The following is a 25,932-nucleotide window of genomic DNA, read 5'->3' as shown; positions in this document are numbered from 1 at the left end:
GTCACCGTCGGGTGGGCGTCGGCGGGCGGGTGCCTCCGCACCGGCGGCCGTCTTCGCGCTCACGCCGCCACCGGCCCGCAAGAGAGGGCCCGCGGGGCGCTCGCCGCCGGACCGCGTGACGCCCTGCGCGGGCCATCGGGGGGCCACCCCGCACCGCCGACCGCGCAACCCGCATCCCAAACGGGGCCATCGGCAGGAACGGCAGGGCGGCGGGGCGGCGGGGCGGCGGGGCGGCCCAGGGCACCGCCCTGGTGGCCGGGGTGCCGCCCCGGTCGGCGGAGTGGTCGTGGGAATGATCGCGGGGCGCGGGCCCGGCGGCCCACGCCCGGCGACCGGACGAATCAGACCAGGGCGGCGACCAGCACGGCGAACGCGGCGACGATCACGGCGACGCGGACGTAGTGGAGGCGGTCCCAGCGGTTCACCTGTTCCTTCCAGTCGGCGGGCCGGTTGTCAGGGGTCCACGTCTTGCTCCGGTCGTTGATCGGGACGAGCAGCAGGACCGACATGATCACGCTGAGCAGCAGCAGCGCGCCGGCCGTGACGACGAGGCCGGTGCCGTGGTGCTGCCGGCCGGCCACCGCCCAGACCGCGACGAGGACGAGCGAGGTGATGTACCAGACCGGCATCACGGCGCCGAGCATCCGGCCCCCGTGGGCGCGGCCGAGTTGGCCGCTGTCCTCCGGCAGGGCGTCGAAGATCCGCTTCATGACGAAGGCGACGGAGAACTCCACCCCCACCATCACGCCGACGGCCACGGTGGTGAGGACCTGCAGAGCATGAAGCATGACGACCTCCGGGATCTAGCATTGACAGGTGGCGTACCAACGCTAGCTCTACTGCTGCTCGATTGTCTAGCGGTGCTAGGATCGAGTCATGTCGGTACAGGAACGCAAGGAACGCGAACGGGCGGACCGCGAACGCCTCATCGTGGCGACGGCCCGCGAACTCGCCGAGCGGCAGGGCTGGGACGCGGTCACCACCCGTCGGCTCGCCGAGCGCATCGAATACAGCCAGCCCGTCCTCTACAGCCACTTCCGCGGCAAACGCGAGATCATCGGCGCCGTCGCCCTCCAGGGCGCCGCCGAGATGGCCGTGGCGCTGCGGGCCGCGGCCTCCGCCGCGGACGGCCCTCGCGCCCGGGTCACCGCGCTCGCCCGCGCCTACCTCGACTTCGCCGAGCGCAACCCGGCGGTCTACGACGCGATGTTCCAGCTCGACGGCGGCCTGGCCTTCGCGCAGGAGGACACCCCGGAGCCGCTGAAGGACGCCTTCGCCGCGCTGCTGGAGAGCCTCGGGGAGGTCGCCGGAGAGGGCGTGCACCCGGGGCTGTTCACCGAGGTGTTCTGGGCGTCCCTGCACGGCCTGGCGACCCTGACCCGGGCAGGACGACTACCGCCGGAGGAGTCCGAGCGAAGGGCGGAACTGCTGGTGGACCGCCTCGCCGTGCTCTGACGCTCCGCCCTGGCGGGCGCGCGGCCGCAGAACGGCGGGCACCCCGCGGTGCGCGGCCTCGGCCCGGAGGTGCCACACCGCGCCGCGTGACTCGCACCGGTCAATCCCCTCGCGCACGCTCCCGGTGTCCCCCGCCCGGACGCCGGGACGGCGGTGGGGACGGCTTGGGGCGGGAGCGCACCCAGTCGAGGAGCAGCACCGAGCACAGGGCGGCGAACGCGCACCACGTCGAGACGAACTCCAGCCGCCACAGTGCCCAGCAGGCCGCGGCACCGACGGCGGCGAGAAGGCCGAGTACGGTGAGCCGCCGGTCGCCGGAGAGGAGCAGCGCGCCGACCGTCGCGAGGAGGTAGCCCGCGACGAGGAGCACCGGGTGGGAGAGGGCGACCGTGTAGCCGATGGTGCGGCCGCGGATCTCGGCCGTCACCGGACCGTCGACGAGGCCGCGGGTCAGCAGCGCGGCGGTCCCGACACCGATGACGAGGAGCACGACCAGCCGGGTTCGGGCGCGGGGCGGCGCCGCGCACCACACGCCGACGGGCACCCAGACGGCCAGCAGCGGCAGCGCGATGACGGTCCACGCGACGGTGGCCGCCCCGCCTCCCCCGCCCGAGGACCAGACCACCGCCTCCACGATCTGGTGCGCCCCCAGCAGCAACGGCAGCGCGGCGAGCGGCAGATACCGGACGTCGCGCACCAGCGCCACACAGACCGCCCCGACGGCCGCGACACCGGTACCGGCCACGAGATCGGCCGTCGCACTCCAGCACATCGCGCCACCATCGGGTCGACCGGCATCAGCGCGGCCACGGTACGTCGCCCTCCGCGGAGGCTCGCGGGGCGACACGAATGACAGAGGGTCGTCGACGGCACGAGGGCTCCCGCCGGCGCGTCACCGGAGGAGAGATCACCGCCTACGCGAGCGCGGCCGCGAGTCTGTCCGTTCCCGGGCCGGTGACACCCTTCAGCCCGGCAGGCCGCCCCGTCGCCAGGAGGAGCAGGTCGGCCACCGGTCCCCGGACCTCGTCGGGGCCGGCGCCCGTCGCCCAGGTCGCGTCGGTCGCCACCATGCGCACGCCCCTCAGTCGCTTGCGCGCCCCGTAGAACGGACTGGCCGCGACGTGGGCGAGCGCGGCGGTGGCCCGCTCCGCGGGCATCGGACGGTCGCGCCCGAGGGGGCGCGCGATGTCCTGGCCGTGGACGAGGAAGTCGACGAGCGGGTCCAGCGGCGCCGCCAGAGGCGCGCGGCGGGACGAACCAGCCGTCTCACGGATCTGCGCGACGAGTTCGGCCGGCCCGAACCGGACCGCCCGTTCCCGGGCGAGGTCGAACTCCATCCGGTTCCAGTCGCCCCGCGCCCGGATCGCACCCCTGATCGTTCCGAGGAGCGTGGTGCGGGTCGACAGGGTCAGGTGGGCCGCCACATCGCGCATCGTCCACCCGGCGCAGAGCGAGGCTTTCTCCCACTCGTGCCCGTCGAGACCGTCGAGGAGGTCGGCGACGCCCAGCCGCTCCGCCTCGGTCCATCGCAGAATCCGCTCATGGTCCATGTCGTCCGACACTCCTTCACCCGGGGCAGGGCACTCGGCACCGCCATCCCCCTGTCGACCGCCGCCGCAGGCAGAACCGATCGAGCCACAGGTGTGACTCACATCACTTTGGCGCGACCTCGGCCGCACTCCCACCCCCGGTCCGTGATGTGTTTTTGATGGGCTTCCGTGCATTGAATGATGGGTTCCGGCTGCGCAGACTGACAGGGACACCCGGCTGCGAAAGGAACCTCGATGCTCCCCATCGCCGCGGCGCAACGGGTCTGGCCGACCGAGGCGGACTGTGATCTCGGCGCCTTCCGCACGCTCGTCGAGCAGCGCACCGACCCCGCCGGCCATCCCTCGGCCGACCGGGTCGAGCACGGTGTGCCGCTCTACGACAGCGCCCGGCTCCGTGCCCTCACCGCCACACCGGAGGGCCGCCGGAGCGTCCAGGCCGAGCTGGCCCGGACCTTGATGGACGGCCCCGGAATCGTCGTGTTCAAGGGCGCGTTCGCGGATCCGGCCGTCGTGGACCGGGCGTCCGCCGTCTTCCGGGACCTGATCGAGGAAGAGCGCGTCGCGGGCACCGCGCGGGGCGACCACTTCGCGAAGCCCGGCGCCAACGACCGCGTCTGGCGCGCACTGGACAAGATGGCCGTGCGCGCGCCGGACGTCTTCGCCGACTACTACGCCAACGACATCCTGGCCCTGATCGCCGAAGCCTGGCTCGGCCCCGCCTACCAGATGACCTCGCAGGTCAACGTGGTCAACCCGGGCGGCGCCGCCCAGAGCCCGCACCGCGACTACCACCTCGGGTTCCTCTCCCAGCGGCAGGCGGCCGCCTACCCCGCGCACGTCCACCGCCTCTCCCCCGTCCTCACCCTCCAGGGCGCGGTCGCCCACTGCGACATGCCCGTCGAGTCCGGGCCCACGCTCTACCTGCCGCACTCCCAGAAGTACGAGCCGGGCTACCTCGCCTGGCGACTGCCGGAGTTCGTCGAGTACTTCGACGCCCACCACGTCCAACTCCCCCTCGACAAGGGGGACGCGGCGTTCTTCAACCCCGCGCTGTTCCACGCCGCCGGACACAACCGCTCGTCGGACGTCCGCCGCATGGCCAACCTGCTCCAGATCTCGTCGGCCTTCGGTCGCGCCATGGAGACCGTGGACCGGGAGGCGATGGCCGAGGCCGTCCTCCCCGTCCTGACGCACCGCAGGTCCGAGGGCGCCACCGAGGACTGGCTGCGCCGCGTCGTCGCCGCCACCGCCGAGGGCTACCCCTTCCCCACCGACCTGGACCTCGACCCGCCCGTCGGCGGCCTCGCCCCGGCCTCCCAGGCCGACATCCTCTGGCAGGCCGTCAGCGAGAACTGGACCCCGGACCGGCTGCGCCGCGAACTGACGGCCTCCCGCCGCCGCCGAGGACGCTGAGCAGCCTCAGACCCGACAGCCGCAGCAGCGACAGCGGCGGCGACAGCGGCGGAAGCGCATGACCGGCGCATCGCGCGGTGCGGATGTCGTCGCGAGGGGTTGACGGCGGTAGGTGTGACGGCCACCTTCGAAAGCGCACCCTGGCGGGAGCGCTCCCATGCCTCACGCCCCCACGCACCCCCACCGCTGCGTCGAAGGGACGATCATGCGCACACCTCGCCACTTATCCCGACGGACGTTGGTGGCGGCCGGCGCCGCCGGCCTCGCCGCCACCGTCGTGTCCCCGACACCGGCCGCCGCGCGAGGCACCGGGGCAGGGTCGTCGGCGGCCCGGTTCCACACGGTCGGCCGGGTGGAAAGGGCCGCGGACGGGTCCGTGCGGTACAGCTGGCCCGGTGTCTCCTTCGAAGGCAGGTTCCGCGGGACCGGGATCGGGGTGGTCCTCGACGACGCCGACAACGACTACGACGTCCAGGTCGACGGGGAGACGGTGGCCACCCTCGTCACCCCGGGCCGGACCGTCTCCTGGATCGACGGCCTGGCCGACGCCCCGCATCGCGTGCGGGTCGTGAAGAGGACGGAGAGCCCGTGGGCGGCCGGCCGGTTCGGCGGTTTCGTCGCGACCGCCGGCGGCGCGATTCTCGCGAGGCCCCGGGCGCGCGACAGACAGATCGAATTCATCGGCGACTCGTACACCGCCGGTTACGGAAACATGTCCACCACCCAGGACTGCTCCGGAAACGGCGGGGTCAACCGGAACAGCAACGCGGATCTGACGTTCGGCGCGCTGACAGCCCGGAAGCTGAACGCCGATTTCCAGATCAACGCCTTCTCCGGCCGGGGAATGGTCCGCAACTACAACGGCGGTGAACCGGGCACCGATTTCCGCACCTACTACGACCGGGCCCTGTTGAACGTCGAGGGTGATGTCTGGCGGAAGCCGGACAGCTGGCGCCCGCGGGTCGTCGTGATCGGACTCGGGATCAACGACTTCTCGACATCGTTGAATCCCGGGGAGCGCTGGAGTACGACGGCCGAACTGGTGGCCGCGTACGAGAGTGCCTATCACGGTTTTCTCGACAAGCTGCGTGCCCGCTACGGGCGCGGGGCGTTTCTCGTGGTCGCCGCCGCCCGCCTCTGGAACACGACCGCGTTCGCGGAGGCCACCGGGCGGATCGTCGAGGAGCGCCGACGACGAGGGGACCGCCGGATCAGCCACTGGTACTACGACGACCCCGGCCTCGACCATCTCGGCTGCGACTGGCATCCCTCGCTGCACGACCACCGGATCGTCTCCGGGCTGCTGGACGGCCATCTCGCGGGGCTGCCGCTGCGCTGGTAGCGGAACTCCGGTGGTGTGCCGCGCGGGCTCAGGCCGTCAGCGCCCGCCCCGGCCTCAACGTGTGGACCAGGTCGGCGTGGTGCAGCGTCGCGACGGGGGCGAGGAGGTCGGGGTGGCGCAGCAGCGCGGCGGCCCGTCGGTCGAGCTCGTCGGGGGTGAGGAGGCGGCGGAAGGCGGCGGCTGAACCGGGCGTGTGGGAGGAGCCGGCGAGAGCGGCCACCGCAGCGTGGGCCAGGGCGGGGTCGGCGAGCAGACAGGCCGCCCAACTGGCGACGACCTCGTCCACCCAGGTCCGCCAGGCGTACTCGTCCGCGGTGAGGTGTGCGTCGAAGCCGGTGATCCAGTCGAGCCGCGCGGTGCCGCCCGGGCCGGCGATTCCGACGAGCGCGGCGTCCGTCGGCGTGGGATAGCGGAGCCGGGCGGCCACGGTGACGGCTTGGCGGGCCTGTGCTTCGCAGAGGGCGCCGTCCAGGGCTCCGCCGCCGGCCGGATAGGCACGTGTCAGCCATTGGGTGGTCGCCGCTATGAGCGGGGAGAGGTCTGCGAGCACTCTGAGCCATCCGTGGGAGCTGGGGAACGCGTGGCACAACGTAGTCGTGCGCCGTCCGGCCGGAAATGGCGCAGGCCACGGAACGGACGTGTCCTGGGCCACATCTCCTCGGCGCACTGACTCACCGGGACGTCCATACGACGCATTCCAGTCCGCGAGGGTCTCACCGACCTCCACAGCGATCCGGTCCGGTACGGCCGGCCGGGGCGTGCGGGTGAGGAGCGGCGGAGACGGCACACGGTCCAGATGTCGTCGAGGAACTGAAGACCGACCGCCGGGAGGTGGAGGAACTCTTCGGCAAGATCGAGGAACTGCCTTCCGGCGACTCGCGGCGCACGGAATACGCCGACCTCGTCACCATCGAGCTGGTACGTCAGTCTGGCGGAGGAGGCGTATCTCCATCCTGGCGAGGCGTCGGTCCGCCCGGTCCGCACCGTCTACGTTTCCGGCATGAAGCTCCTCATCATCGGCGGCAGCGGTTTCCTGGGCGCCGAGTTGACACGCCGGGCCCCGGCGGCGGGATTCACGGTGGCCGCCACCTACACCACCCGGCCGCCGGACGCGGCGGTGGGCGTCGGCCGGTACGCCCTCGACGTCCGGGATCCCGCGCAGGTGGCCGCGGTGATGGACGAGGTGGCTCCCTCGGTGGTGATCAACGCCTCCAGCGGCGGCGCCGATCGGGCGGTCACCGCGGTGGGCGCCGTGCGGGTGGCGACGGCCGCGGCCGGGCGGGGCTGCCGCCTGGTCCATGTGTCCAGCGACGCGGTGTTCTCGGGTTCGCAAGGACGCTACGACGAATCCTCGCCGCCCGACCCCGTCACTCCCTACGGGGCGGCGAAGGCCGAGGCCGAGACCGGTGTCCGGCTGGCGGCGCCGCACGCGGTGGTGGCACGGACCTCGCTGATCATCGGGGACGGGCACCCTCTGTCCACGCACGAACGGCATGTGCACGACCTCGTGGCCGGTACCCGCGACGGTGTGCTGTTCACCGACGTGGTGCGCTGCCCGGTCCATGTGGCGGACCTCGCCGCCGCGCTGCTGGAACTGGCCGCCGGCGAGGACGGAGGCATGCGGCACCTGGCCGGGCCGGACGCCCTCACCCGCCACGAACTGGGTGTCCTCATCGCCCGCCGCGACGGTCTGGACACGTCCGGGTTGCCGGCCGGGCGCAGGGGCGGCACCTGCCTCCCCGGCCCTCTCGACGTCCGGCTGGACAGCACCGAGACACGGCGCAACCTGCGCACCCGTCTGCGCGGCGCTCGGGAGTTTCTCGCGCGGCGGGGTTGAGCGGCGGTCTCCCGGTGGCCATCGCCAGGGCGCGGCGGACCCTCTTCCGCCGGGGCCGACGGGCCCCGCGCCGCCGACCGAACCCGCGCCTTGTCACCCACGGACGAACACCGGCCCCTCGGGACTCATCTCCCGCACACAGAACGGTGATCGACCCGGTCCGGCTCTCCTTCGCTGCCATATTCGGAAGCCACTTCGGAGGTGGCTGTGACGCTAGAGGTGACGACATCCCGGGACGGACGGGTGGTGGAGCGGGGCGGTGGCCGCGGGGTCGACCCGGTCGCCGGCCGCACGGTCGACCGGACCGCCGACCGCATCGCCGACCTGGAGGGCCGCCGGATTCGGGCGGTCGCACCGGCCGGGCCGAGGAGACGCGGCGAGTACGGTGCCCGGGAGCGCATCGATCTGCTGCTGGACACCGACTCGTTCACGGAGACGGGCCAGTTCGTGCGGGCCCGGCCCGCCGAGGGTGCCGGCCGGCGGCCGTACGGCGACGGCGTGGTCACCGGGCACGGCACGATCGACGGCAGACCCGTCTGCGTCTTCGCCCAGGACTCCACGGTGTTCGGCGGCAGCATGGGCGAGGCCTTCGGCGAGAAGACGATCGCGCTGATGGACCTCGCCCTCAAGACGGGCTGCCCCGTCATCGGACTCAACGACGGCGGCGGTGCCCGTATCCAGGAGGGCGTCACCTCGCTCGCCCTCTACGCCGAGCTGGTGCGCCGCAACGTGCGGGCGTCCGGCGTGATCCCGCAGATCTCGGTCGTCCTCGGCCCGTGCGCCGGCGGGGCCGCGTACTCGCCCGCCATCACCGACTTCACCGTGATGGTGGACGGCACCTCGCACATGTTCGTCACCGGGCCCGACGTGATCGAGACGGTCACCGGTGAACGCGCCAGCGCCGAGGAACTGGGCGGCGCCCGCACCAGCAACACCGTCAACGGCAACGCCCACTTCCTCGCCGCCGACGAGGTGGACGCCCTCGACACCGTCCGCGACCTGCTGTCGTACCTGCCCGCCAACAACGCGGAGCAGCCTCCGCAGTACGCCCCGGGGGCCGCGCCCGCCGGTCTCGGGCTGGACTCGGTGGTGCCGGACCGGCTCGCGCAGGCCTACGACATGCGGGACGTCCTGCGCGCGGTCGTCGACGACGGTGAACTCCTGGAGATCCAGGAGCTGTTCGCGCCGAACATCATCTGCGCGCTGGCCCTGGTCGAGGGCGCCGCGGTCGGTATCGTCGCCAATCAGCCGCTCCACGCGGCCGGGGTCCTCGACATCGACGCCTCCGAGAAGGCCGCACGCTTCGTACGGTTCTGCGACGCGTTCGGCATCCCGTTGCTGACCTTCGCCGACGTCCCCGGCTACCTCTCCGGCGTCCGCCAGGAACAGGCCGGCATCATCCGCCGCGGCGCGAAACTCCTGTACGCGTACGCCGAGGCGACCGTCCCCAAGGTCACGGTGGTGGTGCGCAAGGCGTACGGCGGCGGGTACGCGGTGATGGGGTCCAAGCACCTGGGCGCCGACATCAACCTGGCCTGGCCCACCGCCCGGATCGCCGTCATGGGCGCCGAGGGCGCGGTGGGTGTCCTGCACCGCCGCGAACTCGCCGCCGCGACCGACCCCGAGGCCCTGCGCGCCCGCCTCGTCACCGCGTACGAGAGCACGTACGGGACCCCGTACCTCGCCGCAGAGCGCGGTTACGTCGACGCGGTCATCGCCCCGCGCGACACCCGCGCCCACATCTGCCGTGCCCTGCGCGCCCTGCGGGGCAAGCGCGCGCCCATGCCGGAACGCCGCCACGGCAACATCCCGCTCTGAGCGGGCCCACGACCCAGCGCGCCGCGCCGCCGACGGGCCGGTGCCGCCGCCCCCGCGACACCCCCTGAGCCGTCCCCGTGAACCACCGCAAGCCGTCCCCGCGACGTGAGGAGCCATGCCCGATGGACAGCCGACGCCCCCCGCTCGCGCCCGTGTTCCGCAGTCTGCCGGAGTATGTGCGGCACTGGGCCGAGACCACCCCCGACCGCCGGGCGTTCACCTTCGTCGACCATCCGGCCCCGCATTCGCGGGGCGTCCACCGCACCCTGACCTGGCGCAGGCTGGACCTGCGGATGCGGGCCGTGGCCGCCCGGCTCGCGGCGGAGGCCGAGCCCGGCGCGCGGGTCGCGGTGCTGTGCCCGCAGGGCACGGACTACGTCATCGCCTTCCTCGGGGCGCTCGCCGCCGGCCTGGTCGCCGTACCGCTGCACCCGCCCGGTCTGCCCGGCCAGGGCGACCGGCTGTCGGCGGTCCTGACGGACGCGTCCGCGGCGGTCGTCGTCACGACGGGCCCTTCCCTCGCCGAGGTGCGCGAGGCGTGCGCGGGCCGGGAGGTGAAGGTCGTCGCCGTCGACCAGGTACCCGACGCCGCGGCCGGCGAAGCGCGGCCCTCGGTGCCCGACGCCGACGCCGTCGCCTACCTCCAATACACCTCCGGCTCGACCCGCACCCCGGCCGGCGTGGAGATCACCCATGGCAACGTCGTCGCCAACGCGCGCCAGGCGCTGGCCGCCTACGGTGCCGACGCACATCCGGTGACGTTCGTGGGCTGGCTGCCGCTCTACCACGACATGGGGCTGGTGCTGAGTGTCGCGGCCCCGGTGGTGCGCGGGCTGCTGTCGGTACTCATGGATCCCATGGCCTTCCTGCACGAGCCCGCGCGCTGGCTGAGGCTGCTGGCCGCGCACCCGCGCGCGCTGAGCGCGGCGCCCAACTTCGCCTACGACTACTGCGCCTCGACGGTCACCGAGGCGCAGAAGGCCGGGCTGCGGCTGGACGGGGTCCACGCGCTGATCAACGGCAGCGAGCCGGTGCGCCCCGGCACGGCCGACCGTTTCCACGCCGCGTTCGCCGCGCAGGGGCTCCTCGCGGGGACGCACTGTCCGTCGTACGGGCTGGCGGAGGCGACCGTCTTCGTCAGCGCCGCCCGTCCCGGGGAGCCGCTGCGCGCGTTCGCGCTCGACCGTGACGCCCTGGCGGCGGGCAAGGCCCTGTCCGCGCGGCCCGACGACCCGAGGGCGGTGCTGCTGGCCGGCTGCGGCGCGCCGGCGGGCCAGCGGATACGCATCACGGACCCGGTGTCGCGGGCCGCGACGGCGGAGGGCGAGGTCGGCGAGATCTGGGTGCAGGGGCCCAACGTGGGGCGGGGGTATCGGGGTCAGGAGAGTCAGACGCGGCGCGTCTTCGGCGCCGTGGCGGCCGAGGGGACGGCGGGGCCGGGCGCGTGGTTGCGGACCGGTGACCTGGGGACGGTCCTGGACGGGCAGTTGATCGTCACCGGGCGGCTGAAGGACCTCATCGTCGTCGACGGACGCAACCACTACCCGCAGGACGTGGAGGCCACGGCCCAGGAGACGCATCCGGCCGTACGCCGGGACCGGCTCGCCGCGTTCGGGGTGCCGGGCAGCGCCGGGGAGCGGGTGGTGGTGGTCGCGGAGCACGCGCGCGGGGTGCCGCTCGCCGACATCGACGTACCGGCCCTCGTGCGGACCGTGCGCGCGGCCGTCTCCGCCCGGCACGGACTGCGGCTCTCCGACGTGCTCCTCGTCCCGCCGGGCACGGTGCCCCGCACGTCCAGCGGGAAGGTCTCGCGGACGCTGACCCGGGAACGCTATCTGGCCGGTGCCTATGCGGCGGGGGTCACGGAATGAGGGCCGCCGTCGGGGACGAAGGTGGCGGCCCGCGCCGACCCGCCAGGAGCGGCGCGGAGGACGTGCTGCGACGGCTGATCGCGGAGCGGGTGGCCGCCTGGGGCGGCACGGCCGTCGCGGACGTGCCGATGGACCGGCCGCTCGCGGATCTCGGTATGTCCTCGCGGGAGGCGGTCTCCCTTGCCGGGGAGCTGTCCCGGGCGACGGGTCTGGAGCTGCCGGCGACGCTGCTGTGGGAGGCGACCACCGGGGACGCGCTGGTGGCGCGGCTGTGCGAGGGGACGGCGGACCTCGCGCCCGTACCGGCCCCACCCACGAGGTCGCCCTCGGCGCCCGGCGAGCCGGTCGCGGTCGTCGGGGTCGGCTGCCGACTGCCCGGGGGCGTGCGGGGACCGGCGGAGTACTGGCGGGCACTGCTCGACGGCGTCGACGCGATCCGGCGGGTCCCGGAGGACCGCTGGCGGGACTTCACGCCCTACCCGCCCGCCGACGCGCTCCCCTTCGGCGGCTACCTGGACGACATCGCCGGGTTCGACGCGGACTTCTTCCGGATCACCCCGCGCGAGGCCGCGGTGATGGACCCGCAGCAGCGGATCCTCCTGGAGGTCGTCCACGAGACCCTCGATCACGCGGCCGTCCCGGCCGCGTCCCTCGCGGGCAGCGCCACCGGTGTCTTCGTCGGCGTCTCCGCGTCCGAGTACGGGCAGCTCACCGGCGCCGACCCGGCCGCCGTCGACCCCTGGGCGCCGGCCGGCGGGGCTCTGAGCGTGGCGGCGGGGCGGCTGGCGTACGTCCTGGACACGCGCGGGCCCTGCATGGCCGTCGACACCGCCTGTTCGTCGTCGCTGGTGGCCGTGCACCACGCCTGTGTCAGCCTGCGCACGGGTGAGAGCGACCTCGCGATCGCCGCCGGGGTCAATCTGCTGCTCTCCCCGGCCGTCACGGTCGCGTTCCGGCGGGCGGGCGCCCTCGCGCCCGACGGGCGGTGCAAGCCGTTCTCGGCGGTCGCCGACGGTATCGGCCGGGGCGAGGGGTGCGCGGCCGTGCTCCTGAAGCGGCTCTCCGACGCCGAGCGGGACGGCGACCGGATCCTCGCCGTCGTGCGGGCCACCGCCGTCAACTCCGACGGCCGTTCGGGCGGCCTCCTGGCCCCCAACCCGGCCGCCCAGCGGGCCCTGCTGACCACCGCCTGCACGCGGGCCGGCCTCTCCCCCGCGCACATCGACCACGTCGAGGCGCACGGCACCGGCACCCCGCTCGGCGACCCGATCGAGGCGGGCGCGCTGGGCGCCGTCCTCGGCCGCGGCCGTGACCCCGACCAGCCCCTGCTGCTCGGCTCCGTCAAGGGCAACCTGGGCCACCTGGAGTCCGCCGCGGGCATCGCCGGTCTGGTGAAGACGGTGCTCGCGCTCCACCACGACCTGATCCCGCCCTCGCTGCACTGCGCCGGGGGCAGCTCCCTGGAGGACGACGTACGGCTTCGGGTGGTGACGGAGGCCGAGCCGTGGCCCCGGTACGGCGGTACCGCCACGGCCGGGGTCTCCGGGTTCGGGTTCGGCGGCACCAACGCCCACGCGGTGCTGGAGGAGTGGCCGCCCGACGCCGCCTTCCCGCCCCCGGCGCAGGAGCCCGCCGCCCGCCTGCATCTCCTCTCCGACGCCGACCCCGCCCGGGTCCGCGACACCGCCGGACGCCTGGCGGACTGGCTGGACACGCCCGAGGGGCGCGCCGCGCACCCGGCCGACGTGGCACGCACCCTCGCCGGACGTGCGGGGCGGGGGAAGGTGCGGGCCGCGGTCGTGGCCGGTGATCCGGCCGAACTGGCGGACGGGTTGCGCGCGTTGGCCGGAGGGCTGCCGCACGCGCGGGTCGCGGTGGGTGACGGGGACCGCCTCGGACCCGGCCCGGTGTGGGTGTTCTCCGGGTACGGCAGCCAGTGGCCCGGCATGGGGCGCCGACTCCTCGCCGAGGAACCGGCCTTCGCCGCGGCCGTGGAGAAGCTGGACGCGCAACTGACCCCCGAGTGCGGGCTCTCCCTCTACGACCACCTGGCCACCGGCGGCGGCCTCGACCGCCTGGAGGTCGCCCAACCCGTGCTGTTCGGACTGCAGTTGGCACTGGCGGAGCTGTGGCGGGCGCACGGCGCCGAGCCCGCCGCCGTCATCGGGCACTCCCTGGGCGAGGTGGCCGCAGCGGTGTGTGCGGGCGCGCTGGAGGTGTCGGACGGGGCTCGTGTGGTCGCCGTACGGGCCCGGCTGCTCAGCGGGCTGCGGGGCGGGGCCATGGCGGTGGTGGACCTCGCCGACGACGAACTCGACGCCCTGGCACGGGATTTCCCGGATGTTCATGTCGCCGTGCACTCCTCGCCCGGCCAGAAGGTGGTGACCGGGGAGGAGGAGCCGGTATCCCGGCTGGTGCGCCGGCTGGAGGCCGAGGGGCGGGTCGCTCGGGCGATGCGGGTGGTCGGGGCGGGTCATTCTCCGCAGGTGGAGCCGCTGCTGCCGGAGCTGACGGCGGAGCTGGCGGACATCCGGGGCGGGCTCGCGCGCGTCCCCGTGTACTCCACCGTGCTGGACGACCCGCGCGGCGACCGCGTGTTCGACGCGGCGCACTGGGCCGCCAATCTGCGCAGACCGGTGCGCCTGGACCGGGCGGTCGCCGCGGCCGCCGACGACGGCCACACCGCGTTCGTCGAACTCTCGCCTCACCCGGTCCTGACCCGGGCGATCACGGACACCGCGCCCGGGGCCCTCGCCCTCGGCACCCTCCACCGCGACGCCGACAGCGCCGCGGGCTTCCTCACCCAGGTGGGTGTCCTGCACACCGCCGGGCTGCGGCTCCCTCCGCCCCCGGGCCGCGTCATCGACCTGCCCGGACCCCGCTGGCGGCCTACGCGGCACTGGTGGACGGACGGAAGGGCGGGCGGCGCGGCGCCGGAGCCGTCCACCGCCCCGGTCGTGGGTGCCGGTGCCGCCGTACGGGGTCATCTCACGGCGGAGTCGCGCATGGTGCCCGTACGACAGCGGCCGGAGGAGGGGCGGACGGCGGACCCCTCCTCGGTCTCCGACCGGCTCCGTCACCACATCGCCGCCGTCACCGGACACCCCCCGGCCCGTGTCACCCCGGCCACCGCCCTCGCGGAACTGGGCCTGGACTCGCTGATGGCCGTCCGTATCCGCGCCGCCCTGGAACGCGAGTTCGGCATCCCGCTCCCCCTGCGCGACCTGCTGGGCGCCGGCACGGTCGAGGCGACGGCGGCCCGCATCCAGCGTGCCCTGCCGGAAGGGGTGACGCCGGGCCCCGGGGACGGCCGACGGGAGACACCGGCGAAGGCTCTCGTGCCGGTCGCGGGGCTTCCCCCACGCCCGCACCACCCGGTGCCTTCCCTGGACATCCGGCCCACACCCTTGCCACAGACCCCACAGACCCCACAGACCCCACAGACCACCGGACTCCCCCGCTCCCACCCGCTGCTTCACCCCCTGCACCGCTCGGGCCCGGGCTCCCCCTTCTTCCTCGTCCACGCGGCGGGCGGCACCACCGACGTGTACCGGTCGCTCGTGGAACGGCTCGGCGAGGAACGGCCGGTGTACGGGCTGGAGCGGACCGACGAGGCCCGTACGGTCGTCGAGAAGGCACGCCGGTACGCCGAGGCGGTGGCCGCCGTGCACCCCGACGGGCCCTGCCTGCTGGGTGGTTGGTCGTTCGGCGGCTTCGTCGCCCAGGAGGCGGCACGTCTGCTGACGGCCGCCGGGCGTGAGGTACGGCTGGTGGCGCTCCTCGACTCGGTACGTCCGCTCCCCCGCCCCGAGAGCACCGAGGCCGAGCGGATCCACGCGCACTTCACCGGCTTCGCCCGCCACGTCGCCGACACGTACGGGGTCGAGCTGGACCTGCCGTACGACGAGCTGGCCGCGACCGAGGACGACGCCGAGCGCATCGATGCCGTGCTGCGGAAGCTGCGGGAGGCGTCCGACGTCCCGTCGGCGGTCCTCGACCACCAGCGGGCGTCCTATCTGGACCTGCGGATCGGCGAGGCGCACCGGCCGGACCGGTACGACGGGCAGGTCGTGCTCTACCGGGCCACCGAACCCGCCCCGCACACCGTGCGCGACCCCGCGTACGAGCGGGACGACGAGGCGCTCGGGTGGGACGAGGTGTGCCCGCGCCTGACCGTCGTCCGGGTCGCGGGTCACCACCTCTCGCTGCTGGACCCGCCGAACGTCGACGAGATCGCCGCCCATCTGCGGTGGCTGCTCGCCGGGGAGACCCGCTGAACCGATCCGAGGAGAGCCGCCATGACCGACCCCGTGAACCACAGCACCCGCACCGGCCGACGGAACGGCACCGCCGGGTCGTCCCGGCGCTCCGTCACCAGGGCGGCCGCCGCCACCGCCCTGGCCGCCCTCGTCGGGACGGCCACCGCGAAGACCGCCGCCGCGGCCACCCCCGGGACCGCACCCCGCGCCCGGACCGCACCCGTACCCGGTGTCCGGTCCGTCACCCGCCTCGGCGCCCGTACCCTCGACCTCTCCTTCCCCTCTGCCGCCCTCGGCCGGAACGCCCCGGTCCGGCTGATCCTCCCCTCCTCCTTCGACGCGCGGCCCGCCCGGACCTACCCCGTGCTGTATCTGCTCCACGGCGCCCACGACGACTACACGTCGTGGACCCGGGAGACGGACATCGAGGCGTTCACGGCGGGCCGGGAGCTGATTGTGGCGATGCCGGACGCGGGGCCGACCGGCATTCCCACCGCCTGGCGCGACGGCCCTGACTACGAGACGTTCCAGGTCTCCGAGGTCCCGGCGCTGCTGGCCCGCGACTACCGCGCCTCCGGAGTCAGGGTGGTCGCCGGGGTGTCCACCGGCGGCTACGGCGCGATGGCGCACGCGGCACGGCACCCGGGGAGGTACGCGGCGGCGGCCTCGTACAGCGGCATCCTCGACACCATGGCACCCGGGGTGCCAAGCCTGATGGACGCCATCGTCAGCCGCGAGAACCTGGCCCCCCGGTCGCTGTGGGGCAACCCGATCCTCAACCTTCTCACCTGGCGGGACTTCAACCCGCGTTCCCGGGCGGCGGGACTGCGCGGCACCGCCCTGTACGTGTCGAGCGGCAGCGGAGTGGTCGGCGGCCTCGGCGACTGGCTCCCGGAAGCGCTGGAGAGTCTGCTCTGGCCGTCCGCCCACGCCTTCACGGACGCACTCGCCCTGCTCCGGGTGCCGGTGACCACGCACTTCTACGCCGGCGGTGGACACGGCTGGGCCTACTGGAAGCGGGAGTTCGGCGCCTCGTGGCCGATGCTCGCCGCTGTGCTGGGGGTGCCGGCGTGAGGTCGGTGCCGTCGGGGCACGGAACGGAGCGCGGGGGGCGTGCGTCCTACTCAGGACTTGCCCCTCGCCCCACGGGCACCGGCCCGCGGGTGAGCCGCTTCCGGGTGAAAGGAGGGTCCGCCGTGGCTGCCCCCACTCCGCCGTACGGCGTACCGAACGGTCCCGGCGTCACCCCTGTGCCGCCCGAACTGGCCAGGCTGCTGCGCGACGAACTCGAGTCCGTCGCCGACGAGGTGGAGGCGGAGGTCCGCAGACAGGTCCCGGAGTACGCCGCCCGGTCGGCCGACGAGGCGAGCCGCGCACTGCTCAGGTCAGGGGTCGTGCAGGCGCTCACCCTGTTCGTCGACCACATCGCCGATCCGCGCGCCCGGGGAGACTCGATCGCCGCGATCTACCACGAGCTGGGACGCGGGGAGGCGCTGCAGGGCCACAGCCTCGAAACACTGCAGTCGGCGCTGCGGGTGGGAGGGCTGCACGCCTGGCGGCTGCTGGGCCGCGCGACGGAGGAACTCGGGCTGGACACCTCGGTCATGGCCGGACTGGGCGAACTGGCGTTCCGGACGGTGCACGAGGTGGCCGAGGCCGCGGCGGCGGGGTACGCGGAGGGGCAGCTGCGCAGCACGGACGAGCTGGAACGGCGCCGGGGGCGGCTGCTCGCCCTGCTGCTGGGCGAGAGGCCGGTGTCGCCGGAGGCCGTGCGTGACCTGGCGCACGGCGCCCGCTGGTCCGTGCCGACCCACGTCGCGGTCGTCGTCCTCGCGGCCTCGCCCGACCAGCGGGAGGAGCGGCCGTTGGCGGCCGCCGGGGCGCTGGTGGACATGGAGTCCCGGCCACCACGGATGCTCGTGCCCGACCCGGACGGTTCGGGCGGCTTCGGCGGCCGGGCGTTCACGCTCGCGCTGCGGGGGCGGCCGGCGGCGATCGGACCCTCGGTTCCGCTCACGGAGGCCGCCCGGTCCCTGCGGTGGGCCACACGTGCGCTCGGGCTGATGGGGCGCGGCATCCTGCCCCGGCAGGGCGTGGTGCGCTGCGCCGACCATCTGTCGACCCTGCTGCTGCACAGCGACGAACCCATGCTCGCCCGGCTCCGGTCACAGGTGCTGGCCCCGCTGGACACGGTCGCGGAGGGTCCGCGCGGCCGGCTCGCCGAGACCCTGCTGGCGTGGCTCCTCGGCGGCAGCAACGTGCCCGACGTCGCCGCCCGCCTCCACGTCCACCCGCAGACGGTCCGCTACCGCCTGCGGCAGCTGGAGAAACTCTTCGGCGACGCCCTGCACGACCCCGCCACCCGTCTGGACCTCATCCTCGCCCTGCGCGCGGAGGCACTGCGGGACGACGACACGTCCACCGCATAGAAAAGAAGAACCGACTCACCCGGGCCGGCCCGTCCCCGTCGGCCCATCTCGGGCTGCTCGAATCCGGCTGCTCAAATCGGGCTGCTCGACTCGTGCTGCTCAAATCGGGCTGCTCGACTAGGGCTGCTCCTCACGGGTGACTCACTCCGGCGACTCAACTCGGCACAAAAACGAACGTGAATACTGAATTCCCGTCCATAACACCACGGCCGACTCCGCGAATACCTTCGGGACGTCCTTTTCCACAGGCGCTTCCACGCGCCCGACCCTCAAAGGATCCCCATGCGTATCCGCCTGTCCCTCGCCGCGCTCTCGCTGGTCGGCGGGGCCGGTCTGGCCGCCGTCTCGGCCCCCACCGCCACGGCCGCCGCCTGCACGGACATCGACGTCGTCTCGGCTCGCGGCACCTTCGAGCCGGGCACGCTCGGCTTCATCGTCGGCGACCCCGTCTATGCGGCGCTGCAGAAGAAAATCGCGGGCAAATCGCTGTCCAGCTACAAGGTGAACTATCCCGCCGACCTTTCGCCCACGTCGGCCGCGCAGGGAAACTCGGACCTGGTGAACCATGTCCGGAGCCAGGCCGCCTCCTGTCCGAACCAGCGTTTCATCCTCGTCGGTTATTCGCAGGGCGCGAACGTCGTCGACAACTCCATCGGCATCAGCAGCGCCGGCGCGGTGGTCGGCAGCCCCATCGTGGCCACCATTCCGGCGGCGCTCGAACCGAGGGTCTCCGCGGTGCTGTTGTTCGGCAACCCGATCCGCGCGATCGGCAAGAGCGTCACCGGCACCTACCAGAGCCGCACCATCGACTTCTGCGCGGCCGGTGACCCGGTCTGCGAGAACGGCGGCGGCGACGTGGGCGCCCACCTCGGCTACCGCGCGAACGCCGACGCGGCGGCGGCCTTCGCCGCGACCAAGGTCTGACCCACGGACCGCCCGGACAGGGCGAAGGGCCCGGGAGGATGTCCTCCCGGGCCCTTCTTCCATGGGGGTGACGAGGGCGCCGGCTACGCGGGGTCCCGCGCGAACTCCGTCAGGCTCGTGGAGACGGGCTCGGGGCGGCCGTCGTTCTGGGTGGGCGCGGCGGTCAGCACGTCCAGGTGCTGGTAGCCGTCGGCGATCACGGGGTCCAGGCCGGCCGGGACACGGCCCGCCAGCAGCCCGTCGCCCGCGAGCACGGTGAGCGTCGGGTGGGCGGTGAGCCCGTCCGGGTGGACGACGAGCCGCTCGACCTGGGGCGAGCCCGCCAGCTGGAGATCGGTGACCAGCTTCGTCGGGAAGTACTGCTCGGTGAAGTCCAGCGGCTGCTGGGCCATGCTGCGGGCCAGTTCCTGGATGTCGGTGACCTCCTTGCCCGCGCCGGTGAACGGCGTCCCGTCGGCGGAGCGGTACCCGGGGTCGTCGGCGTCGCCGACGCGGTCGTAGTTCCGCCAGGTGTAGAGCGGGCCGCCCGGCCGGTCGGGGATCGCCTTGTACTCGCGGCCGAACAGGGCCGGTTGTGCCCCGCTCCCGTTGGCGGCGGGGAAGTTCTTGTCGACGACCGGCCCGCCGTCGAAGAAGCCCACACTGCTCTGCAGGAAGGCCAGCGGTACGGAGTGGTCGTCCATCAGGGCGCCGAGGACCGCCTCGTTGGTGAGCCGGAAGTCCCGCACCGCCGGGGTGCCGGAGAGGAAGGTGGGAGTGTCCTCGGAGAACAGGAACCGGTTGGTGACGTCGATGTTGGTGGTGCGGGGAAGGTCGTTCGGCAGGGTCGCCTCGCCGTCCGGGTCCTCCAGCGCGCCCATTCCGGCGATGGCGAGCAGCGTCATCGTCTCCGGGTTGAGGAGCACCGGCGCGGACAGCGAGCGCGGCAGCAGTCCGCTGTCGAGGCCGGCCTGTACGGCGCCGTGGCCGAGGCCGACGTCGGGCAGATTGGTGTCGTCCGGGATGCTGCCGCTCAGGTCCGCGAGGGTGGTGGAGACGGTGGTGTCGAGGGCGAAGTAGCCGGCGCACTGGCGGTGTCCGGCGTCCGCCGTGGTGGTCCGGTCGCCGTCGAAGTCGGCGGTCGCGAAGTACCCGGTGATGACACCGCCCAGGGAGTGCCCGCCGCACAGCACCTTCTGCGCGCGCACCCGCTGGTCGGGCAGTTCGGCGGTGAGCAGGTCGTACTGGTCGCGGACGGTCCGCTCGATCCCGAGCCGCGCCATCCAGCCCAGGTCGCCGTTGCCGAGGAAGCCCTCGAAGGTGCGGCCTGCGACCGGCTTGTCCCGGTAGTAGTAGTCGACGGCCGTGTGCTGATCTCCGGAGGCCACCCCGGTGCGGTCCTCCAGGCAGTTGGAGCGGCGGTCCAGGGCCCAGAACTCGATGTGCCGGCCCTGGGCGGCGGCGCGTGCCACGGTGTTGCGGGCGACACTGTCGAAGGCGCCGGCGCCTTCCAGGATGCCCGGCTGGGCGACGAGGATCCGGTCGGCGTCGGCCGAGGCGGCCGGTCCGCCGGAGGAGCGGTAGCGCAGGTACGACAGCCAGTCGCACGCCGCCGGTCGGGCTCCGAAGGACGCCGGCAGCGGCGCCCGTACCCGCACCATCGTCTCCGTCACGCCGCGGACCGGGCTGGTCGACACCACGGCCGTCTCGGTCCGCGTCTGCGCGCCCCGTGCGTCGGGGGCGGCTCCGGTGAGCGCCCCGACGGTCAGCAGCACCGCCGGCGCGACGCCCCGCAGCGCCCTGAGGGTCTTTCCTCTCCTGCGACTCGTGTTCATGCTGGGACGGTAGGACCGCCGCGACGGCCCCACCGCCCCGTGCTCACAACAACGCAGCCACGGCGAGCGCCTTTGTCATCAGGCACCAACTCCCGCTGCCGCGGACGCGGTCACAGCCCGTCGGTCACCATCGCGGCGACGATCCGGACGTGCCGGTCGGCCGCGGTCGCGGAGTACTCGTTGTCGTAGTTGAGCCCGTAGGGCCAGAAGTGGCCGCCTCCGGTGGAGATCTTCGCGCTCGACCCGTCGTACTGCCTCACCAGCGCCGTGGCCCGCGCGCCGGTCCAGGTGCCGCTGCCGCCCAGCCGTGACCAGCCCGAGCTGGTGCCCACGCCTATGGTGTGCGCGATCTCGTGCAGCGCGGTCCGCTCGTTCATGTAACTGCGGTTGCTGCCGAAGCGGATGGTCCCGTTGAGGTTCCCGTCGGCGGTGGGGACGCCGGGTTCGTAGCGGACGGTGATGTTCTTGCCGAGATCGCTGAGGTTGTTGTAGCGGGCGACCGCTGCGTTCATGGCCGATGTGATCAGGTTGTACGCCGTCCGCTGGTCCTGTGTCGGGTTGGCCGCCCGGACGAGGGTCCAGCTGATGGTGGCCGCCGCGGCCTGCGTCCGGGGAACGGGTGCGGCCTGGGGGGCCGCCTGTGCGACACCGGGTCCGGCGAGCAGCGTGGCCACCAGTGCGGCCAGGACCGCCTTCGTGCGCGATGAGTTCATCGAGGTCTCTCCTGCGCTTCGTGGGGGGAGGAGTTGCTCAGGCACCGGGCTTTCCGGTGCCCGCCCCGGCCCGTACGAGGGCGGGGACGTCTGCGGCGGGGTCCGGCGTGTAGGCGTAGGAGGTGCCCGTTCCGCCCGAGCGCGCCCACGGCGGCGAATCCGGTGGGGGACGTCTCCGCCCGAGGTGCCGCCGCACCGATGACGGTGCGCGCCTCGACGGGCGCGGTGGCGGCGAGCAGCAGGGTGAACGTGAGCGCGGGGACGGTACGTGACGACCTCATGCGGTTTCTCCCGGGACGAGTGGGGGCGTTCCTGGGCCGTGCCGAGCGGTCGTGCGCGTCGGTGGTGCGAATCCATGCGCGCAAGGACTAGAAAGCGCTTTCAGTTTCCTGAATGCTAAGCACGTGTTTTGGCCATGTCAACGAATTCGCGTGCGTCTCGCGTTGTGGAAGGGAGTGTCGTGACCCCACGACATCACATCGTCAGGGCCTTGGCGCCCATGGTTCCCCTGGTACTCGGCGCCGGTCTGATGGCGGCCCCGCCGGCGACCGCGGACGCGACGGCCCCGGCGCCGAACTCCGTCACCGTCCGGATCGACCCGTCGTACCAGCAGCAGGAGTTCGAGGGATGGGGCACCAGTCTCGTCTGGTTCGCCAACGCCACCGGCGGCTACCCGGAGCCCATCCGAAGACGACTCGTCGACATGCTGTTCGGTGAGGACGGGCTCCGCCTCAACATCGCCCGCTACAACATCGGCGGCGGCAACGCCCCGGACGTCCGCAAGGACTACATGAAGACCGGCGCGACGATGGACGGCTTCTGGAAGGCCCCGGCGGGCACCACCCGCCAGGACATGGAGTGGTGGGACCCGGACGACCCCGGCCACTGGGACTGGAACGCGGACCCGGGCCAGCGCTGGTGGGTGGACCAGGTCAAGGACAAGATCACCAAGTGGGAGGCGTTCAGCAACTCGCCGCCCTGGTTCCAGACCGTCAGCGGGTACGTCTCCGGCGGCTTCGACGCGAACACGGACCAGATCCGCGCGGACCGCGTCGACGAGTTCGCCGCCTATCTGGTGCGGGTCACCGAGGAGATGGAGAAGCGGCACGGTATCGACTTCGACACCATCGCCCCGCTGAACGAGCCCAACACCAACTACTGGGGCACCCAGATCGGCGCGAACGGTCAGCCCACCGGCGGCCGTCAGGAAGGCGCGCACGCGGGCCCGGCCCTCCAGCAGAAGGTGCTCCTCGCCCTCGAGAAGGCACTGCGTGGAGCGAAGACCGATGCCGAGATCTCGGCGATGGACGAGACCAACCCGACGATCTTCACGCAGAACTGGAACGCCTACGACGCCTCCGCCCGGGCGGCCGTCCCCCAGCTCAACGTGCACACCTACGGCACCGGCATGCGCACCAGCGCGCGCGACATCGCCAAGGGCGCGGACAAGAAGCTCTGGATGAGCGAGGTGGAGGGCACCTGGGGCACCGGCAGCGACTTCACGAGCATGGAGCCCGGCCTCGGCATCGCCGGCCGCATGGTCGACGACATGCGTGAACTGGAGCCCTCCGCCTGGGTGTTCTGGCAGCCCGTCGAGGACGCGCTGCCGCAGGCCGCGGCCGGCAAGAACTGGGGCAGCATCCACGTCCCGTTCAACTGCACGGCCACGGACACCCTGGAGACCTGCCCGGTCCGGGCCAACTCCAAGTTCGACACCATCCGGAACTTCACCCATCACATCCGGCCCGGCGACCACTTCGTGAAGGCCGACGACCCGTCCAGCGTCGCCGCCGTCAGGAAGTCGGGCCGTTCGGCCACCGTGGTCCACGTGAACGGCGGCACGACCGCCCGTTCCGTCACCCTGGACCTCTCTCGCTTCCGCAAGATCGACGCGGGCGCCACCGTCACGCCCGTCGTGACGAGCGCGGGCGGCGCCCTCGTGAAGGGTGCCCCGGTCGCCGTGACCGGCGACTCGGCCACCCTCGACGTCCCCGCCAAGTCCGTCACCACGTTCCTGGTCGACGGAGTCCGGGGCGCGGACAAGGACGCCGCGCTCGTCCAGCCCGGTCATGTCTACCGGCTCCAGGGCACGCAGAGCGGCAAGTCCCTCACCCCGTCGCCGGACGGCACCGGTGTCGTCCTGCGCACGACCGACGCCGCGAGCGCCCGGCAGCTGTGGTCGGTGGAGCAGCTGACCTCCGGCACCGGCAACCGTGAGCGCTACGCCCTGACCAACGCGGACACCGGCCGGCGGCTCGCCGTCCGCGACAACCAGGCCGTCCTCGAAGAAGCGACCGGGGGTGAGGTCCCCGCCGCCGCGCAGTGGCTCATGTCGACCACCGGGGACGGCGCTTGGACGTTCGTGCACGCCGCCACCGGCCGTCTCCTCGACGTCACCGGGCAGTCGTCGGCCGACGGCGCCAAGGTGTCGACGTACACCCCGACGTCGGCGGCCAACCAGCTCTGGGCCGTGAGCGACGAGACCGTGCTGAGCACCGAGCGGGCGGAGGCGTTCACCGTCCCGGGTCTGCGCCCGAAGCTGCCCGGGACCGTGACGCCGGTGGTCCGCGAGGGTGCCCGTGGTTCCCTGCCCGTGGTGTGGGAGCTGCCGTCGGACCGCAAGTGGCGCAAGTCCGGGACCGTACGCGTCAGGGGGGAGGCCACCGACGTCCTCGGCCGCAAGATCCCCGCGGAGGCCCTGGTCACCGTCGACACGATCGCCTCGACCGTCCCCGGCCGTGCGAAGACCTACGAGGGGGGCGAGCCGGAGCTTCCGGAGACGGTCACCGGCCTCGGCCGGGACGGCGGCCGGACCGCCCTCCCGGTGACCTGGGACCGGGCGCCCGACGGGGCGTTCGACAAGAAGGGCGTCGTGACCCTGACGGGTACGGCGGAGGTCGTCGGTGGTTCCACGGTCGGCGCGACCGTCCGCGTCCAGGTGACCGGAGCCACGGAGACCAACATCGCGCCCGACTCCGGCGTGTCCGTCGCCGCCACCTACACCGAGAGCGGCTACTCCGCCGAGCGGCTGCGCAACGGCAACACCGCCGAGAAGGCCTGGTCCAACTGGAGGTCGGGCACCAAGAACCCGTCCGACACCATCACCTTCGGTCTGCCGAAGGCCCGTGACCTGAGCCGGGTCGTCGCCCACTTCCACCGGGACGGCACCAACGCCTCCTTCCCGCAGAGCCTGAAGGTCCAGGTCAGGGCGACGGCGGACGGTCCGTGGACCGACGCCGGCGGGCCGGTCACGGTCGGCACCGAGGGCACCCCGGTGATCGACGTCCCCCTCGACGCGGGCCCGGTGACGGGTGTGCGCGTGGTCATGACCGCACGCCAGGGCGGCTACATCACCATGGGCGAGATCGAGGTGTACGCCAAGAGTCCCGGTGTCTCCTCCGACGCCGCCGCCTCCTCCGTCGAGGTCGCCGGGAAGCCGATCGGCTCCTTCGACCCCGCGACCACCGACTACCGGGTCGTCACCGGCGACCCGAGCCGGGCGGAGGTCACGGCGACGGCGCGCGACCCGTACGCGACCGTCACCGTGGACCGGACCGACACCTCCGGCGAGGGCTCGGCCCTCGTCACCGTGCGCAGCGAGGACGGTTCCCAGACCCGGAAGTACCGGATCGAGCTGGTTCGGGGCTGACCCTGACCGGCGGGGGCCACGAGCGGCCCCCGCCGGTCGTCCCGTCCGAGCCGGCCGGCTCGCCGGACCGGTCAACTGCTGGCGCGGGCGGCCCCGTTGACCGAAGACGTACGTCGACATGAACCTCGAACAGGTCGGCCGCGGGGCCGCCCAAGCCCTGTTCGCCGCGATCGCCGGCACCCCGAGCAGCGGCGCCGACACGCTCCCCTGCACAGTGGTGATCAGGGGCTCGACGGCACCGCTGCCCCGAGGGCCACCGTCCGGCCGCCGGCACCCGGCGCCCACCCGGCACCCGGCACCCGGCACCCGGCGAATCACGGGCCCACCCCACTGGGATCCGAGCTAGCGGGACTCGTCCAGGTACCCCCGGGCCAGCTCCTCCGCCCGCCCGAACCAGTCGGTGAGCAGGGCCAGTTCGTCGGACGAGTACCGGGCGAACAGCTCGCCGAGGCGGGCGTAGAACGGGCCGTAGACGGCCACCACCCGCTCGACGACGTCCGGGACCGCGACCACGAGGACACGCCGGCGGTCGGCGGGGTCCGGTTGCCGGGTGACGAACCCGCCGCGTTCCAGGCGGTTGAGGACACCGGTGACCGCCCCCGTCGTGACATGCGCGCGCTGAGCCAGATCACCGGCGGTGACCGGGGTGTCCCCGGCCTCCATGACGTACGCGAAGCACACGAGGTCGGTGACGCTCAGGCCGAATCTCCGGGCGAACTCCTGCTGGCCGACGATCATCGTGGCGATCAGTCCGTCCATGGCGCTGATCGCCTCCGGGACGGTGGGGCGGCGTTCGGGCTCCATTGAAGTTGCCTCCGGGGCAAGCTATATTCCTTACTTACTAAGACATCATAGTCC

18 protein-coding genes are annotated in these 25,932 nt (G+C 73.3%); 11 read left to right on the top strand and 7 right to left on the bottom strand.

What is annotated here, in order from left to right; all coding sequences use genetic code 11:
• Positions 1–341: 341 nt before the first annotated feature.
• Positions 342–788, bottom strand: a complete 447-nt coding sequence (locus tag ACFU5F_RS08485; RefSeq protein WP_383883805.1) for an anthrone oxygenase family protein — start codon at positions 786–788, stop codon at positions 342–344.
• 88 nt (positions 789–876) lie between these two features.
• Here ACFU5F_RS08485 and ACFU5F_RS08480 point away from each other — a divergent pair, with 88 nt between their 5' ends.
• Positions 877–1,455 (top strand): TetR/AcrR family transcriptional regulator, encoded by a 579-nt coding sequence (locus ACFU5F_RS08480; protein ID WP_383883802.1) that lies wholly within the window; start codon positions 877–879, stop codon positions 1,453–1,455.
• A gap of 100 nt (positions 1,456–1,555) precedes the next feature.
• Here ACFU5F_RS08480 and ACFU5F_RS08475 read toward each other — a convergent pair whose 3' ends face one another.
• On the bottom strand, positions 1,556–2,227 hold the full coding sequence (locus ACFU5F_RS08475; RefSeq protein ID WP_383883799.1) for a DUF6629 family protein: 672 nt from the start codon (positions 2,225–2,227) through the stop codon (positions 1,556–1,558).
• A 142-nt stretch (positions 2,228–2,369) separates the two neighbouring features.
• Positions 2,370–3,005, bottom strand: coding sequence for a maleylpyruvate isomerase family mycothiol-dependent enzyme (locus tag ACFU5F_RS08470; protein ID WP_383883796.1), 636 nt, complete (start codon positions 3,003–3,005; stop codon positions 2,370–2,372).
• A 234-nt stretch (positions 3,006–3,239) separates the two neighbouring features.
• On the opposite strand from ACFU5F_RS08470, the gene ACFU5F_RS08465 reads away from it, so the two are divergent.
• Complete coding sequence (locus tag ACFU5F_RS08465) at positions 3,240–4,418, top strand: phytanoyl-CoA dioxygenase family protein (protein WP_383883793.1); 1,179 nt, start codon at positions 3,240–3,242, stop codon at positions 4,416–4,418.
• A 205-nt stretch (positions 4,419–4,623) separates the two neighbouring features.
• A complete protein-coding gene (locus ACFU5F_RS08460; protein ID WP_383883790.1) occupies positions 4,624–5,760 on the top strand; it encodes an SGNH/GDSL hydrolase family protein in 1,137 nt (378 codons plus the stop codon).
• Positions 5,761–5,788: 28 nt separating this feature from the next.
• On the opposite strand, the gene ACFU5F_RS08455 is transcribed toward ACFU5F_RS08460, so the two are convergent.
• Positions 5,789–6,310: a hypothetical protein gene (locus ACFU5F_RS08455; RefSeq protein ID WP_383883787.1), complete on the bottom strand. Its 522-nt coding sequence runs from the start codon at positions 6,308–6,310 to the stop codon at positions 5,789–5,791.
• Between the two features lie 450 nt (positions 6,311–6,760).
• Between ACFU5F_RS08455 and ACFU5F_RS08450 the strand changes: the two genes are divergently transcribed.
• From ACFU5F_RS08450 to ACFU5F_RS08420, 7 genes are all read left to right on the top strand, one after another.
• Positions 6,761–7,597: an SDR family oxidoreductase gene (locus ACFU5F_RS08450; protein WP_383883785.1), complete on the top strand. Its 837-nt coding sequence runs from the start codon at positions 6,761–6,763 to the stop codon at positions 7,595–7,597.
• A gap of 246 nt (positions 7,598–7,843) precedes the next feature.
• Positions 7,844–9,415 (top strand): acyl-CoA carboxylase subunit beta, encoded by a 1,572-nt coding sequence (locus ACFU5F_RS08445; RefSeq protein WP_383883841.1) that lies wholly within the window; start codon positions 7,844–7,846, stop codon positions 9,413–9,415.
• 122 nt (positions 9,416–9,537) lie between these two features.
• A complete protein-coding gene (locus ACFU5F_RS08440; RefSeq protein WP_383883782.1) occupies positions 9,538–11,286 on the top strand; it encodes a fatty acyl-AMP ligase in 1,749 nt (582 codons plus the stop codon).
• Positions 11,283–15,563 (top strand): acyltransferase domain-containing protein, encoded by a 4,281-nt coding sequence (locus ACFU5F_RS08435; RefSeq protein WP_383883780.1) that lies wholly within the window; start codon positions 11,283–11,285, stop codon positions 15,561–15,563. The genes ACFU5F_RS08440 and ACFU5F_RS08435 overlap by 4 nt, the downstream gene beginning before the upstream one ends.
• Before the next feature lie 21 nt (positions 15,564–15,584).
• Entirely contained in the window at positions 15,585–16,619 is a 1,035-nt protein-coding gene (locus tag ACFU5F_RS08430; RefSeq protein ID WP_383883778.1) for an alpha/beta hydrolase, read from the top strand.
• 122 nt (positions 16,620–16,741) lie between these two features.
• On the top strand, positions 16,742–17,974 hold the full coding sequence (locus ACFU5F_RS08425) for a PucR family transcriptional regulator (RefSeq protein ID WP_383883775.1): 1,233 nt from the start codon (positions 16,742–16,744) through the stop codon (positions 17,972–17,974).
• Between the two features lie 282 nt (positions 17,975–18,256).
• The gene (locus ACFU5F_RS08420; protein WP_383883772.1) at positions 18,257–18,898 is read left to right on the top strand and encodes a cutinase family protein; all 642 of its coding nucleotides are present in this window, start codon (positions 18,257–18,259) and stop codon (positions 18,896–18,898) included.
• A gap of 83 nt (positions 18,899–18,981) precedes the next feature.
• Here ACFU5F_RS08420 and ACFU5F_RS08415 read toward each other — a convergent pair whose 3' ends face one another.
• Both ACFU5F_RS08415 and ACFU5F_RS08410 read right to left on the bottom strand, forming a co-directional pair.
• Positions 18,982–20,712 carry a hypothetical protein gene (locus ACFU5F_RS08415; protein WP_383883769.1) on the bottom strand — a complete coding sequence of 577 codons (1,731 nt, stop codon included), beginning with the start codon at positions 20,710–20,712 and terminating at the stop codon, positions 18,982–18,984.
• Between the two features lie 110 nt (positions 20,713–20,822).
• A complete protein-coding gene (locus ACFU5F_RS08410) occupies positions 20,823–21,425 on the bottom strand; it encodes a hypothetical protein (protein ID WP_383883766.1) in 603 nt (200 codons plus the stop codon).
• A gap of 499 nt (positions 21,426–21,924) precedes the next feature.
• On the opposite strand from ACFU5F_RS08410, the gene ACFU5F_RS08405 reads away from it, so the two are divergent.
• Positions 21,925–25,074 (top strand): glycoside hydrolase, encoded by a 3,150-nt coding sequence (locus ACFU5F_RS08405; RefSeq protein ID WP_383883763.1) that lies wholly within the window; start codon positions 21,925–21,927, stop codon positions 25,072–25,074.
• A 342-nt stretch (positions 25,075–25,416) separates the two neighbouring features.
• On the opposite strand, the gene ACFU5F_RS08400 is transcribed toward ACFU5F_RS08405, so the two are convergent.
• Positions 25,417–25,878, bottom strand: coding sequence for a MarR family winged helix-turn-helix transcriptional regulator (locus ACFU5F_RS08400; RefSeq protein WP_383883760.1), 462 nt, complete (start codon positions 25,876–25,878; stop codon positions 25,417–25,419).
• Between the last annotated feature and the right edge of the window lie 54 nt (positions 25,879–25,932).

It is taken from the genome of Streptomyces sp. NPDC057438, assembly GCF_042802995.1.
Taxonomy (GTDB): domain Bacteria; phylum Actinomycetota; class Actinomycetes; order Streptomycetales; family Streptomycetaceae; genus Streptomyces.
This window is presented reverse-complemented; position numbering and strand designations above follow the sequence as displayed.

What these genes read in the sequence shown, in the direction of transcription:
- ACFU5F_RS08465 (WP_383883793.1), top strand. Translation starts at nt 3,240, where the DNA reads ATGCTCCCCATCGCCGCGGCGCAACGGGTCTGGCCGACCGAGGCGGAC.
- ACFU5F_RS08480 (WP_383883802.1), top strand. Translation starts at nt 877, where the DNA reads ATGTCGGTACAGGAACGCAAGGAACGCGAACGGGCGGACCGCGAACGC.
- ACFU5F_RS08420 (WP_383883772.1), top strand. Translation starts at nt 18,257, where the DNA reads ATGCGTATCCGCCTGTCCCTCGCCGCGCTCTCGCTGGTCGGCGGGGCC.
- ACFU5F_RS08410 (WP_383883766.1), bottom strand. Translation starts at nt 21,425, where the DNA reads ATGAACTCATCGCGCACGAAGGCGGTCCTGGCCGCACTGGTGGCCACG.
- ACFU5F_RS08440 (WP_383883782.1), top strand. Translation starts at nt 9,538, where the DNA reads ATGGACAGCCGACGCCCCCCGCTCGCGCCCGTGTTCCGCAGTCTGCCG.
- ACFU5F_RS08435 (WP_383883780.1), top strand. Translation starts at nt 11,283, where the DNA reads ATGAGGGCCGCCGTCGGGGACGAAGGTGGCGGCCCGCGCCGACCCGCC.
- ACFU5F_RS08460 (WP_383883790.1), top strand. Translation starts at nt 4,624, where the DNA reads ATGCGCACACCTCGCCACTTATCCCGACGGACGTTGGTGGCGGCCGGC.
- ACFU5F_RS08450 (WP_383883785.1), top strand. Translation starts at nt 6,761, where the DNA reads ATGAAGCTCCTCATCATCGGCGGCAGCGGTTTCCTGGGCGCCGAGTTG.
- ACFU5F_RS08430 (WP_383883778.1), top strand. Translation starts at nt 15,585, where the DNA reads ATGACCGACCCCGTGAACCACAGCACCCGCACCGGCCGACGGAACGGC.
- ACFU5F_RS08485 (WP_383883805.1), bottom strand. Translation starts at nt 788, where the DNA reads ATGCTTCATGCTCTGCAGGTCCTCACCACCGTGGCCGTCGGCGTGATG.
- ACFU5F_RS08405 (WP_383883763.1), top strand. Translation starts at nt 21,925, where the DNA reads ATGGTTCCCCTGGTACTCGGCGCCGGTCTGATGGCGGCCCCGCCGGCG.
- ACFU5F_RS08415 (WP_383883769.1), bottom strand. Translation starts at nt 20,712, where the DNA reads ATGAACACGAGTCGCAGGAGAGGAAAGACCCTCAGGGCGCTGCGGGGC.
- ACFU5F_RS08470 (WP_383883796.1), bottom strand. Translation starts at nt 3,005, where the DNA reads ATGGACCATGAGCGGATTCTGCGATGGACCGAGGCGGAGCGGCTGGGC.
- ACFU5F_RS08400 (WP_383883760.1), bottom strand. Translation starts at nt 25,878, where the DNA reads ATGGAGCCCGAACGCCGCCCCACCGTCCCGGAGGCGATCAGCGCCATG.
- ACFU5F_RS08475 (WP_383883799.1), bottom strand. Translation starts at nt 2,227, where the DNA reads ATGTGCTGGAGTGCGACGGCCGATCTCGTGGCCGGTACCGGTGTCGCG.